At 67.9% G+C, this 13,423-nt stretch carries 10 protein-coding genes; 4 read left to right on the top strand and 6 right to left on the bottom strand.

The features are described 5' to 3' along the window. Nucleotides 1–33: 33 nt before the first annotated feature. From N4S67_RS27490 to clpS, 3 genes are read right to left on the bottom strand one after another with little or no spacing between them, the layout of a single operon-like run. The gene (locus N4S67_RS27490) at nucleotides 34–1,059 is read right to left on the bottom strand and encodes a P1 family peptidase (RefSeq protein WP_260996224.1); all 1,026 of its coding nucleotides are present in this window, start codon (nucleotides 1,057–1,059) and stop codon (nucleotides 34–36) included. Continuing rightward, on the bottom strand, nucleotides 1,056–1,640 hold the full coding sequence (gene aosR, locus N4S67_RS27485) for an oxidative stress transcriptional regulator AosR (protein ID WP_260996223.1): 585 nt from the start codon (nucleotides 1,638–1,640) through the stop codon (nucleotides 1,056–1,058). The genes N4S67_RS27490 and aosR overlap by 4 nt, the downstream gene beginning before the upstream one ends. Before the next feature lie 7 nt (nucleotides 1,641–1,647). Continuing rightward, a complete protein-coding gene (gene clpS, locus N4S67_RS27480; RefSeq protein ID WP_260996222.1) occupies nucleotides 1,648–1,950 on the bottom strand; it encodes an ATP-dependent Clp protease adapter ClpS in 303 nt (100 codons plus the stop codon). Between the two features lie 103 nt (nucleotides 1,951–2,053). Between clpS and N4S67_RS27475 the strand changes: the two genes are divergently transcribed. Genes N4S67_RS27475 through N4S67_RS27465 form a run of 3 tightly spaced genes read left to right on the top strand, consistent with a single transcriptional unit; the run spans nucleotide 2,054 to nucleotide 6,766 of the window. After that, nucleotides 2,054–3,304, top strand: coding sequence for a nicotinate phosphoribosyltransferase (locus tag N4S67_RS27475; RefSeq protein WP_390893555.1), 1,251 nt, complete (start codon nucleotides 2,054–2,056; stop codon nucleotides 3,302–3,304). A gap of 5 nt (nucleotides 3,305–3,309) precedes the next feature. Next, nucleotides 3,310–5,322 carry an ATP-dependent DNA helicase gene (locus N4S67_RS27470; RefSeq protein ID WP_260996299.1) on the top strand — a complete coding sequence of 671 codons (2,013 nt, stop codon included), beginning with the start codon at nucleotides 3,310–3,312 and terminating at the stop codon, nucleotides 5,320–5,322. A gap of 13 nt (nucleotides 5,323–5,335) precedes the next feature. Continuing rightward, nucleotides 5,336–6,766 carry a peptidase gene (locus tag N4S67_RS27465; protein WP_260996220.1) on the top strand — a complete coding sequence of 477 codons (1,431 nt, stop codon included), beginning with the start codon at nucleotides 5,336–5,338 and terminating at the stop codon, nucleotides 6,764–6,766. 28 nt (nucleotides 6,767–6,794) lie between these two features. Here N4S67_RS27465 and N4S67_RS27460 read toward each other — a convergent pair whose 3' ends face one another. From N4S67_RS27460 to N4S67_RS27450, 3 genes are all read right to left on the bottom strand, one after another. Then, on the bottom strand, nucleotides 6,795–7,526 hold the full coding sequence (locus tag N4S67_RS27460; RefSeq protein WP_260996219.1) for an MspA family porin: 732 nt from the start codon (nucleotides 7,524–7,526) through the stop codon (nucleotides 6,795–6,797). A 109-nt stretch (nucleotides 7,527–7,635) separates the two neighbouring features. After that, nucleotides 7,636–8,481 (bottom strand): Vgb family protein, encoded by an 846-nt coding sequence (locus tag N4S67_RS27455; RefSeq protein WP_449288842.1) that lies wholly within the window; start codon nucleotides 8,479–8,481, stop codon nucleotides 7,636–7,638. Further along, nucleotides 8,478–11,120 carry a glycosyltransferase family 1 protein gene (locus N4S67_RS27450; RefSeq protein ID WP_260996218.1) on the bottom strand — a complete coding sequence of 881 codons (2,643 nt, stop codon included), beginning with the start codon at nucleotides 11,118–11,120 and terminating at the stop codon, nucleotides 8,478–8,480. The genes N4S67_RS27455 and N4S67_RS27450 overlap by 4 nt, the downstream gene beginning before the upstream one ends. A 211-nt stretch (nucleotides 11,121–11,331) precedes the next feature. Between N4S67_RS27450 and N4S67_RS27445 the strand changes: the two genes are divergently transcribed. Next, on the top strand, nucleotides 11,332–13,419 hold the full coding sequence (locus tag N4S67_RS27445) for an alpha-1,4-glucan--maltose-1-phosphate maltosyltransferase (RefSeq protein WP_260996217.1): 2,088 nt from the start codon (nucleotides 11,332–11,334) through the stop codon (nucleotides 13,417–13,419). The last annotated feature ends 4 nt before the right edge of the window (nucleotides 13,420–13,423 follow it).

The raw sequence follows: 13,423 nt of genomic DNA, 5'->3' as shown, positions 1-13,423 counted from the left end.
GTCTCACGCCTTCCATTTCCGGTCCGGAGCCGATCATTCGAATGCTCCGGGCAACACGTCCCGGTAAGCCGGTATTCCTGCCACCGACTCCGCCGCCAGCACGCCCACGAGGACCGCGCGGGCCAAACAGTCCGCCGCGGCCGCGCCGACCGCGGTGATCAGCGGCACCTCCGGAGACATCGACGCCGGGGTGGTGGGATCCGGCGGTACCTCGACGGCGCCGGTGGCCAGCGCGAACACCGTATCGCCATCGAGTGGGGTGTGCGACGGCCGGAGGGTGCGAGCCAACCCGTCGTGGGCGGCGACCGCAACCCTGCCGCATCCAGCGGGGCTCAGTGCGGCGTCGGTGGCGACCACCGCGATCGTGGTGTTGAGCGGGCTGAATTCCGCGTGCCGTTCGGCGTACGCGGCGATCTGGTCGGTGGGCGGGGGCCGCAGACCGAACTCTCTGATCAGGTCGACCTGCCAGGGCAGCCCGGTTGCCGTGTCGATGGCCTCGCCGGCAGCGTTCACGATCACCAGCGCACCCACGGTGACGCCGGAATCGAGCATCGTCGATGCGGTCCCAACGCCGCCTTTGAGCACGCCGACGCGCGCGCCGGTGCCCGCTCCGACCGTCCCGAGGGCCACATCCGGCCCGGCGCTGTCGGCCGCGGCGTAGCCGAACTCCGCTGTCGGCCGGCACGTCCAGCCGCCGACGGGAAGGTCGAAGACCACCGCGGCGGGCACGATCGGCACGACGCCCCCGCCGTCCATCGCGACGCCGCGCCCCTGTTCCTCGAGCCAGTGCATCACCCCGTCGGCCGCGGCGAGTCCGAATGCGCTGCCGCCAGACAGCACCACCGCATCGACGTGACGCACCGAGTTGATCGGATTGAGCAGATCGGTCTCGCGTGTGCCAGGTGCGCCACCCCGGCCGTCGACGGCGCCGACGGTGCCCGGCGGGGTCAGCACGACCGTCGTGCCGGTCGCCCACCCCGAACCGAGGGAGACGTCGGTGTCGAGCCGATGATGCTGGCCGACGCGGATTCCGCCGACATCGGTGATCGAACCGGTCACCTCGACTTGCCCATCAGACCGAGGATCAGATACTCCTGCAGGACGGTCAGCCATTGGTACACGTCCAGGTGCCCCGCCATCGGATGGTCGGGCGGCAACGCATCGGGTCCGTTCGGTCCGACGTCGAGCATGGTGCCCAACGCCAGTCGCACGTCGTTGACCGCCGACGCCCACGCGTGGGCGTCGTCCTCGGCCAGCTCGAATTTGCCGCCGCCGGTCGGGATGGTGTCCAAGAGCCGTTGCGCGGCCTGACGTTTCGCGTCAATGATCTCCGGCTCGTGGAGGCTGCGCAGTGCGCTGTTGAGGCTTTCGGCAGTGTTGGAGCCGGCAGGATGATCGGTCTGCGGCCGATAGAAGTCGGGCAGCAACCGCTTCAGCGTCTCGTCCTGCGGTGGCGAGGAATTGCCGGTGCGCATTCCGGTTATCGCCTCGAGTTCATCTGCCGGAGAGGAAGATTCGCGCTCTTCCAGCATGCCGATCATAGACGTGACCAGGTTCTGCAGCAGTGCGGCCTCATGCTCGGCCAGTGCCGACCGAAACCGCGGGCCGTCGGCCGTTTCGACCCGCTTCCACTTACGCACGTCTGCTTCAGCGGTCCTGTTGCATGGTCGCCCACAGGCCTGCGGCGTGGAGTTTGGACACGTCGACCTCCATCGACTCGCGGCTGCCGGCCGACACCACGGCCTTGCCCTCGTTGTGTACCTGCATCATGAGTTTGGTGGCGTGCGGCTCGCTGTACCCGAACAACTTCTGAAAGACGTAAGTCACGTAGGTCATCAAGTTGACGGGGTCGTCCCAGACGATGGTCACCCACGGTGAGTCCGTGGCGTCCTCGGTTTTGACGCCCTGCTCCTCGCGAGTGCCCGGTCGGGCCTTCGCCGGCGTAACCATGTGCTTCAGGATAGCCGGGCCATAATTGGCCTCCCGAACTACTACGGTTGCTCCTGTGAGTCCGGCCTCTACGGCGTTATTGACCGACAAATACGAGCTGACAATGCTGGCGGCGGCGCTGCGTGACGGCGCGGCGCACCGGCGCACGACGTTCGAGGTGTTCGCCCGCAGGCTGCCGGACGGGCGCCGGTACGGCGTGGTCGCCGGTACCGGACGCTTCGTGGAAACGCTGGCGCAGTTCAGGTTCGACGACGCGGCGATCTCAGCACTTGCGGACTTCCTCGACGAGGAGACGTTGGCATACCTCGCCGGCTATGAGTTCCGCGGCGACATCGACGGGTACGCCGAGGGCGAACTGTACTTTCCGGGCTCGCCGGTGTTGTCCGTGCACGGCACCTTCGCCGAATGCGTGGTGCTGGAGACACTGGCGCTGTCGATCTTCAACCATGACACCGCGATCGCCTCGGCCGCCGCGCGCATGGTCGGTGCGGCCGAGGGCCGTCCGCTCATCGAGATGGGTTCGCGGCGCACCCACGAGCAGGCCGCGGTCGCGGCGGCCCGCGCCGCCTACCTCGCCGGCTTTTCGGGGTCGTCGAACCTCGAAGCGCAGCGTCGCCACGGCGTGCCCGCGCTGGGCACCGCGGCCCACGCATTCACACTCGTGCACACGACGGCTGACGGACCTGACGAGAAGGCCGCGTTCAGGGCACAGGTCGACGCGCTCGGCGTCGGCACCACACTGCTCGTCGACACCTACGACATCAGCGCAGGGTTGGCCAACGCCGTCGAAATCGCGGGACCCGACCTGGGTGCAGTCCGGATCGACTCCGGTGACCTCGGCGTGATGGCGCGCCAGACCCGCGAGCAGCTCGACAGGCTCGGTGCGGATAAGACCAAGATCGTCGTCTCGGGCGACCTCGACGAGTACGCGATCGCGGCGTTGCGCGCCGAGCCCGTCGACGCCTACGGCGTCGGAACCTCGGTGGTGACCGGTTCGGGGGCGCCGACCGCCAGCATGGTCTACAAGCTGGTCGAGGTCGACGGCATTCCCGTGGAGAAACGCAGCAGCCGTAAGGAATCTCACGGCGGACGCAAGCAGGCGCTGCGGCTGTGCAAGTCCACCGGCACCATGGTCGAGGAAGTCGTCCATCCCCACGGCCGGGCGCCGGAGTTGCCCGACGCGCGTCCGTTGACGGAAAGTTTCGTGCGCGACGGGGAAGTCGTCGGCGACCTGAGCCTCGACGCGGCGCGCAAGCGCGTCGCCGACGGTCTGACGAGCCTGCCGTGGGACGGGCTCAAGCTGTCGCGCGGCGAGCCGGCCATTCCCACGCGGATCATCCCACCCGGCAGGTAGGAGTCATCACGTCTTCGGAGGGCAGGAGCGCCGCGACTCGGGAATCGGGTCGCGTCACCGAACTGCTGGCCACGGCCGTCGCCGCGCTGGGCGGAACCGAACGCCGCGGCCAGATCGAGATGGCCGGGGCGGTCGCGCATGCCTTCGAAACCGGTGAACACCTCGCGGTGCAGGCGGGCACCGGCACCGGAAAATCGTTGGCCTATCTGGTGCCCGCGATCGCACGCGCCATCGAGACCGAGGAGCCGGTGGTGGTGTCGACGGCCACCATCGCACTGCAACGCCAGCTCGTCGACCGGGATTTGCCGCGGCTCGCCGACTCGTTGACCGGCGCGCTGCCGCGCCGGCCCGAGTTCGCGCTGCTGAAGGGACGCGGAAACTATCTGTGCCTGAACAAGATTCACAACGGTAGTACGGGAGGCGCCGCCGAGTCGGAGGATCGGCCGCAGGATGAGCTCTTCGAGCCGATGGCCGCCAGCGCGCTCGGGCGGGATGTGCAGCGACTCATCGCCTGGTCGTCGGACACCGACACCGGCGACCGCGACGAGGTGACACCAGGCGTTGCGGACCGGTCTTGGTCTCAGGTCAGCGTGTCGGCCAGGGAATGCATCGGCGTGGCACGATGCCCGTTCGGCACCGACTGCTTCGCGGAGAAGGCGCGCGATAAAGCCGGCCATGCCGATGTCGTCGTCACCAATCACGCCTTGCTGGCCATCGACGCGATCTCCGACGCGGCGGTCCTTCCCGAACATCAACTTCTGGTGGTCGACGAGGCCCACGAGTTGGTGGATCGGGTGACCGCGGTCGCCACCGGTGAACTGTCGCCGACGTCGCTCGGAGTCGCGCACCGGCGCGCGGCACGACTCGTCGATTCCGAACTGGCACAACGCCTCGAGGCCGCGACGGCGACGCTGTCGTCGTTGATCCACGAGGCCAGCCCCGGACGCATCGACGTACTCGACGACGAGATGACGACGTATCTGACGGCGCTGCGCGATACGGCGAACCGGGTCCGGTCGGCAATCGACACCAGCCCCAGCGACCCGAAGGCAGCGGCGGCACGAAGCGAGGCCGTCACCACCCTCACCGACGTCAGCGACACCGCGTCGCGCGTGCTCGACTCGTTCGTCCCCGCCATTACGGACCGGACCGAGGTGGTGTGGCTAGACCACGAGGACAACCGGGGCAACGTGCGGGCCGTTCTGCGCGTCGCTCCGCTATCGGTGTCAGGGTTGTTGCGCGGCAGGCTCTTCGAGCGGTCGACCACCGTGCTCACCTCGGCGACGCTGACCATCGGTGGCACATTCGACGCCATGGCGTCGGCATGGGGACTCACGGGCGACGATTGGCGCGGCATCGACGTCGGCTCCCCGTTCGAGCACGCGAAGTCCGGCATCCTCTACGTCGCGGCGCACCTGCCACCCCCCGGCCGCGACGGCACCGGTTCGGCCGAACAGCTCGACGAGATCACCGCACTCATCACCGCCGCCGGGGGCCGCACACTCGGGCTGTTCTCCTCGATGCGCGCAGCCCGGGCCGCGGCGGAGATCATGCGCGACCGCCTCGACACCCCGGTGCTGTGTCAGGGCGAGGACACGACGTCGGCGCTGGTGACCCGGTTCGCCGACGATCCGGCGACCTCGCTGTTCGGCACACTTTCGCTGTGGCAGGGCGTCGACGTGCCCGGCCCGTCACTGTCGCTGGTACTCATCGACCGCATCCCCTTCCCCCGGCCCGACGATCCGCTGCTCACAGCGCGTCAGCGCGCGGTGGCCGCGCACGGCGGCAACGGGTTCATGGCGATCGCCGCGAGCCACGCCGCGCTGCTGCTGGCCCAGGGCGCAGGCCGGCTGCTTCGTGGGGTCGACGATCGCGGTGTCGTCGCGGTGCTCGACTCCCGCATGGCGACCGCGCGCTACGGCGGATTCCTGCGCGCGTCCCTTCCGCCCTTCTGGGCCACCACCGACTCGACCCGCGTGCGGCAAGCGCTCGAACGGCTCCGCGACGCGGCTTCGTGATTATTCTGCCTGCATGAACCGACGACGCTGGACAGGCGCCGCAATGGCGACGGCTTTCCTGGCCACGGCATGTACGACCACGATGCAAGGCCAGGCCGTGTCGGTGTTCGACGATCCGTTCAGCGTTGCGGGCATGCCCGCGACTGACGGCCCCACCGGCCTGCGCGACGACGCCTCGGACCCGTCGCGCGTCGTCGAGAACACCGACGACGGCGAGGCGGACGAACTGGCCCGCCAGGCGATCAGCGACATCGAGGAGTACTGGGCGGTCGCGTACGCCGAGGCATTCGACGGGCAGTTCGAACCGGTCGACGCGCTGATCTCCTGGGACGCCAACGGATTCGACGGCATGTTCTGCGACACGGACACCTACGGACTCATCAACGCGGGCTTCTGTCACGACGACAACACCATCGGCTGGGACCGCGGCGAGTTGCTGCCCGCGTTGCAGCGGGCGCACGGCGACATGGGCGCCACGATGGTTCTGGCGCATGAGTACGGCCACGCCATCGAATACCAGGCGGGCCTGCTCGACGACGACACGCCGACGCTGGTCGCCGAGCAGCAGGCTGACTGCCTGGCCGGCTCGTACATGCGCTGGGTCGCCGAAGGCAGTTCGCCGCGATTCACGCTGTCGACGGGCGAGGGCCTCAACAACGTACTCGCGGCCGTGATCGCCTTCCGTGATCCGCTGCTCAACGTCGACGATCCCGAAGTCGGGGTGGATGAGCATGGCTCGGCATTCGAGAGGCTTTCGGCGTTCCAGTTCGGCTTCACCGACGGTGCGCAGGCGTGCAAGTCGATCGATCTGCGCGAGATCGGTCAGCGCCGGGGCGATCTGCCCGTGCTCCTGCCCGAGGACCAGACCGGCGAATTGCCCGTGACCGAGGAGTCCGTCCGCGCGATCGTCGACGCCATGGGCATCGTTTTCGCACCGCAGAACCCGCCGACGCTGAGCTTCGAAAGCACCGACTGCGCCGATGCCCGGCAGAGCCCGCCCGCGTCGTATTGCCCGGCCACCAACACGATCTCGGTCGACCTCGCCGAACTGGAGGCGATGGGCGCCCAACCCGACCCCGAGGACGCAGGCAGCCTCGCGACCGGCGACAACACCGCGTATTCGGTACTGGTGTCGAGGTACATGCAGGCCATCCAGCAGGAGCGTGGTGGCGTGCCTCTCGACAACGCCGAAGCGGCGCTGCGCACAGCCTGCCTGACCGGCGTGGCCACCACGAAGATGACCAAGGACATCACCACCCCCGACGGCAACACCATCGCGCTCACCGCGGGCGACGTCGACGAGGCGGTGTCGGGGATCCTGACCAACGGCCTGGCCGCCAGCGACGTCAACGGCGAATCGGTGCCGTCGGGCTTCTCGCGGATCGACGCATTCCGCGTCGGTGTACTAGGCGATCAGGAGCGATGCTTCAAGCGCTTCCCGTGATCTCGGCCGGACCCCCGGCCCACGTCGACTAGACCTTCTTGGTCACCCCGTACCACGCCAACACCGCGTCGGAGACGGGCGTCGACCTGGTGAGGAATGCGTATGAGCGGATGAAGGACTCGCCGACGCAGCCGTCGATCTTGATGCGGAAGCCGTCGACCATGACCCAGGGCTCGGCGCCCTCGAACTCCTTCTTGGACACGGGGACTGTGTTGATGATGCCGGGCTTGAGGGCGACTGTCAGGCCGCCGCCGATCGGCGTCAGAGCCGTCGGAACGGCGCCCGCGCCTGCCAGTACGAGACCCGGGGTCAATCCGATGTTGCCGCTGAGAGTGACGCCGTTGGAGGTGCTCATGTCGATGCCACAGCCGATCTGGTAGCCGACCTCCAACGATCCCCGTGGTGGCTCAGCCTCCTCCGGCCCGGTCATCGATGCGCTGAAGATGCCACCGACCTCGTACTCGCGCGTCGAGATCGCGGTGGTCAGCGGAGGGATGACCAGTTGGGTCTCGTCCCTGGCCGACAGCGTCAGCGTCCACCCATCGGGCGACGTCGTCGTCGCCGCAGGCGAGGACGGAACCAGGGCCGGATCCGGGGGCGGCGGCGCGCCTTCAGGAGGCGGCGGTACCGCCGGCGCTTCGGCGACCACCGGTTCGACGACCTCCGGATCGGCGGCGGCCGTTCCGACGCCCGCTCCACCGAACACACCACACACCGCCACCACCGCGACGCCGCGTCGCAGCCCATGTCGAACCGTCACTACCCCGACCCTTTCCCACGCGTCCCGCAACATGTAGACGCACTAACGGGAACCTACAAGGGCACTGGCGTCGCCGTACACGTGTCCGGATATTCGTCCGAATTACGCCTCAGACCGGCAGGCGCACGACGAACCCCGACTCCAGCGCCACCCACGGCGCACCGTCGGACCCGATCGCGAGGCCATGCGGTTCGCTGCCCGCAGGCAGGTCCACCGTGACGATCTCGCCGTCATTGGTGACCCGCGCGATCTGGTCACTGCCCCACAGGCTCACCCACACGCCGTCGTCGGGGTCGGCGACGACCGCGTGCGGCTTGCCGGGAAGTTCCATCTCCTGCAGTGCGCCGTCGACAGGAATCCGGCCGAGCTTGTCGGCGAGGATCTCGGTGAACCACACCGCGTCGTCGTGGGTGGCGACGATGCCGACGGGACCCGCTGCGGGCGTGGGCAACTGACGAGTCGTGATCGAGCCGTCGGCATCCATCCGGCCGATGGCGTTGGCTTTGTTGAGCGTGAACCACAACGCGTTGTCGGGACCCTTGGCGATCATCGACGGCATACCGCCGACCGGCCACCTGCTGATGTCGCCGTCGACGGTGATGCGCCCGATCTCGCCTGACGTCATCGCCGTGAACCAGAGCGCGCCGTCGCCGCCCGCCGTGATGCCGAACGGCCCGGTGTCGTCGGGCAATTCGAACGCCGAGATGTCGCCCGCCACGGTCACTCGCCCGATGCGGTCGTCCCCGCTGAGGGTGAACCACAACGCCCCGTCGGGGCCCGTCGCGATGACCGACGGTCGCGAATCCGGGCCGACCGGGTGGACGGTCACTTCGCCGTCCACGTCGACGCGCGCGACCGCGCCGCCATGCACCAGCGTCACCCACATCGCCCCGTCCGGGCCGGCCGTCAACGCATACGGGCCGCCGTCGACCGCGACCGTCAGGGCCCGCGTCACGCCAGCGCGACGAGGCCGAGCTCGTTGTCGCCGGCCAGCAGCGGATGGTGCGGTAGGACCCGAACCGTGTAGCCGACCGGCCCTGCGACCGGCAGCGGTGTCGTCGTCGAGAAGATCTCGTTGGCCCCGTCGGCCGTGCCTGCGTGCTGCATCGGCACGGTGATGGGATCGACCAGCGCGTCGCCCGCGTCGACGCGTCCGAGCACCGCCTGTACCACCACCTCGTCGGGCCGCAGGTCGGCCAGCTGCACCGTCGCGGTCAGTGTCAGCTCGGATCCCAGCAGCGGGGTGTCCGGCAATCCGTAGCTGTCGACGTCGGTGATCTGAACCTTCGGCCAGGAATCGGCCACGCGCAGGCGGTATGCGGCCAGGTCACGCGCGGCGCCGAACGGTTGACCGTCGGCGCCCGGCTCGACGGTCCGGCGCAACGATGCAGCCGCAGGAGCGTAGTACTTCTCGGTGTAGTCGCGCACCATCCGCGAGGCCAACACCTTCGGCCCGAGTGCGATCAGCGTGTGGCGCACCATCTCCACCCAGCGGGTCGGCAGTCCGTGCTCGTCGCGGTCGTAGAACCTCGGCGCCACGGACTTCTCCAGCAGATCGTAGAGGGCCGCGGCCTCCAGATCGTCGCGACGGGTCTCGTCGGCGAGCCCATCGGCGGTCGGGATCTCCCAGCCGTTCTCGCCGTCGAACCACTCGTCCCACCAGCCGTCGCGGATCGACAGGTTCAGCCCGCCGTTGAGCGCGCTCTTCATTCCCGAGGTGCCGCACGCCTCGAGTGGTCGCAGCGGGTTGTTCAGCCACACGTCGCAGCCCCAGTACAGCTGGCGGGCCATCGACATGTCGTAGTCGGGCAGGAAGGCTATCCGGTGCCGCACCTCGGGCCGGTCGGCGAATTTGACGATCTGCTGGATGAGCGCCTTGCCGCCGTCATCGGCCGGGTGCGATTTGCCCGCGACGATCAGCTGCACGGGTCGTTCGTCGTTGAGCAGGATGTGCTCCAGCCGGTCCGGGTCGCGCAACATCAGGGTCAGCCGCTTGTACGTCGGTACCCGGCGCGCGAAGCCGATGGTCAACACGTCGGGGTCGAAAGCCGTTGCGATCCAGCCCAACTCGGCGTCAGACGCACCGCGCTGCAGACATGACCGGCGCAGCCGTGCGCGGACGTCGTCGACCAGCTGCTTGCGCAGCTGTGAGCGGATCCACCAGATGTGGCCCGGATCCACCTCGTTCAGCCGCCCCCACACCGCAGGCTCCCTGAGCAGGTCGAGGTCGGCGTCGCCGAGCAGCTCACGCCCCAGCTCCATCCACTGCGGGGCCGCCCAGCTCGGCGCGTGCACGCCGTTGGTGATCGAGCCGATGGGCACCTCGCCCGTATCGAAGCCGGGCCAGAGCTCATTGAACATCCCCCGGCTGACTCGGCCGTGCAGCAGCGAGACGCCGTTGGCCCGCTGGGCCAGCCGCAGGCCCATGTGCGCCATGTTGAACTTCGACGGGTCGTCTTCTTCCCCGAACGCGATGATGCGGTCGATAGGCACCCCAGGCAGCAGCCGCGAACTGGCACCCGACGGGCTGCCTGCCGCATGCTCCTCGCGCGAGCGCTCGTCGGCGGGGCTGCCGAAGTACCGCTTGACCATCTCCACCGGGAATCTGTCGATGCCCGCAGGCACCGGGGTGTGCGTGGTGAACACCGTCGACGAGCGAACCACCGTCAGGGCCGTGTCGAAATCCAGCCCGGCGTCGATCAGCTCGCGGATGCGCTCGACGCCCAGGAAGCCGGCGTGCCCCTCGTTCATGTGGAACACCTCGGGCGACGGCAGGCCCTCGACGTCGGTGAAAGCGCGGATTGCCCGCACTCCGCCGATGCCGGCGAGGATCTCCTGTTTGATGCGGTGCTCCTGGTCGCCGCCGTAGAGCCGGTCGGTAACGCCGCGCAGGTCGTGGTCATTTTCTGGAATGTCGGAATCGAGCAGCAGCAACGGAATTCGGCCCACCTGCGCGATCCACACCCGCGCGCGCAGTTGGTTGGCGTCGGGCATCTCCAACTCCACCAGCACCGGGTTGTTCGACGCGTCAGTGAGTAGGCGCAGGGGCAGGCCCTGCGGATCTAGCGACGGGTAGTTCTCGTGCTGCCACCCGTCGGCGGTCAGCGACTGCCGAAAATACCCCGAGCGGTAGTACAGCCCTACCGCGATCAGCGGCAGACCGAGGTCCGACGCCGACTTCAAGTGGTCACCGGCCAGGATGCCCAGACCGCCCGAGTAGTTCGGCAGCACTTCGGCCACGCCGAACTCCATCGAGAAGTAGGCGATGCCGTTCGGCAACTGCGCGCCGGAGTCGATCTGCTGCTGGTACCACAGCGGCCGGGCCAGGTAGTCGTCGAGATCGGCGGCGAGCTCGTCGAGCCGACGGACGAAGGACGCGTCGGCCGCGAGATCATCGAGCCGCTTCGGATTCACCTGCCCCAACAGCGCGACCGGGTCGCATCCGACCCGCTCCCACAGCGCCGGATCGACGGCTTCGAAGAGGTCTTGCGTGGGTTTGTGCCACGACCACCGCAGATTGATCGACAGCCGTTCGAGCGCGGCCATTCGGTCAGGTAGGTGTGCGCGGACGGTGAACCGTCTCAAAGCTTTCATAGGGCTGTCACGCGAGCCAACCTTACTGAACTATTGCCGTCTCGCAGCGCCCATGGTCCGGCTGCTTGAGCAGCGTTGGGTTGGGGCGAGCACTACGGTGGGTATAGAGCGCGACGAGGCTTTGACGAACTTGTCCAGACAACTAGAGCGGCCGCCGACGGAGCCGACGATGCATCCACGAAGGCGGCCGCATCAGTGTGAGGAGTGGTAAGTGGCCGGCCGTATCGAAATCGATGACGTCCAGCCTGTCGTCTCCGGCGGCCGGTACCCCGCCAAGGCCGTGGTCGGCGAAATCGTGCCGGTGTCCGCGACGGTGTGGCGCGAGGGCCACGATGCAGTCGCGGCGACCTTGGTGGTGCGCTATCACGGGACCGCGTATCCGAAGCTGGCCGACGATCCGCCGGGACTCGCCAAGTCGGCCGAGCCGGTGCCGATCGAGGCGGTGGTCGGCGCCGCACCGCGGAAGAAACCGCAGCTGCTAGCGATGGCGACGGGGCGCACGCCCGATGTCTTCCACGGCGCGTTCACCCCGGACTGCGTTGGATTGTGGACGTTTCGAGTCGATGGCTGGGGTGACCCGATCGCGACATGGCGCAAGAATGTGACCGCCAAGCTCGACGCGGGCCAAAGCGAGTCGGAGCTGAACAACGACTTGCTGGTCGGCGCGAAGCTGCTGGAGCGCGCTTCGACAGGGGTGCCGCGCCAAGACCGCTATCCCCTGCACGACGCCGCAGCGCAACTGCGCGAGCCGGGTGATCCGTTCACCCGCGCCGGCGCCGCGCTCGGACCAGAAGTGACAGAGCTGCTCGACGCGTATCCGTTGCGCGAATTGGTCACCCGCGGTGAGCAATACGGCATCTGGGTGGACCGCCCCCAGGCCCGCTTCAGTTCGTGGTACGAGCTGTTCCCGCGGTCAACCGGCGGCTGGGACACTCAGGGCAACCCGGTGCACGGCACGTTTGCGACCGCCACCAAGGCGCTCCCCCGCGTTGCGCGGATGGGCTTCGACGTCGTGTACCTGCCCCCGATCCACCCGATCGGCAAGGTGCACCGCAAGGGCCGCAACAACAGCGTGACCGCGGCTCCGACGGATGTCGGATCGCCGTGGGCGATCGGCAGCGACGAAGGTGGCCACGACGCAGTCCACCCGGACCTGGGCACGATCGAGGACTTCGACGACTTTGTCGCGGCGGCCCGCGATGACGGGATGGAGGTGGCGCTGGATCTGGCGCTGCAGTGTGCCCCGGACCACCCGTGGGCCAAAGACCATCCGGAGTGGTTCACGGTGCTGCCCGACGGCACCATCGCCTACGCGGAGAACCCGCCGAAGAAGTACCAGGACATCTACCCGCTGAATTTCGACAATGATCCAGTCGGCCTGTACCGCGAGGTGCTACGGGTGGTTCGGTACTGGGTATCGCACGGCGTCAAGATCTTTCGAGTCGACAACCCGCACACCAAGCCGCCGAACTTCTGGGCGTGGCTGATCGGCGAGGTGAAGAACGAGGACCCCGACGTGCTCTTCTTGTCGGAAGCCTTCACCCGACCCGCCCGGCTGTACGGGTTGGCCAAACTGGGCTTCACGCAGTCGTATTCGTACTTCACCTGGCGCACGGCGAAATGGGAGATCACCGAGTTCGGCGAGCAGATCGCCGAACACGCCGACTACGCCTGCCCCAACCTCTTCGTCAACACCCCCGACATCCTCCATGAGAGCCTGCAACACGGCGGGCCGGGGATGTTCGCCATCCGGGCGGTGTTGGCGTCGACGATGAGCTCGGCGTGGGGCGTGTACTCCGGTTTCGAGCTCTTCGAACACCGTCCGGTACGCGAGGGCAGCGAGGAATACCTGAACTCAGAGAAGTACGAGCTGAGGCCACGCGACTTCGACGCCGCACTCGCCGACGGCGAGTCGTTGGAGCCGCTCATCAGTCGGCTCAACGAGATTCGCCGCGTACATCCGGCGTTGCACGAACTGCGGACCATCAAGTTCCACCCCATCGACAACGACGCGCTGTTGGCGTACAGCAAGTTCGACCCGAAAACCGGTGATCAGGTATTGGTGGTGGTCACGCTCAATCCGTTCGGACCGGAGGAGGCCACACTGTGGCTCGACATGGCCGCCCTGGGTATGGAGCACTACGACCGGTTCTGGGTACGTGATGAGATCACCGGTGATCAATATCAATGGGGACAGGCGAATTACGTTCGCATCGACCCGGCACGGGCAGTAGCGCACGTTCTGAACATGCCGCAGGTGCCCGCCGAACGACGACTCAATCTGCTGCGTAGGGAGTGACGAC

Origin of the sequence: Mycobacterium deserti (assembly GCF_025345615.1) — a bacterium.
GTDB classification, from domain to species: domain Bacteria; phylum Actinomycetota; class Actinomycetes; order Mycobacteriales; family Mycobacteriaceae; genus Mycobacterium; species Mycobacterium deserti.
Note: the sequence above shows the minus strand (reverse complement) of the source record. Positions and strands in the feature narration are given on the sequence as shown.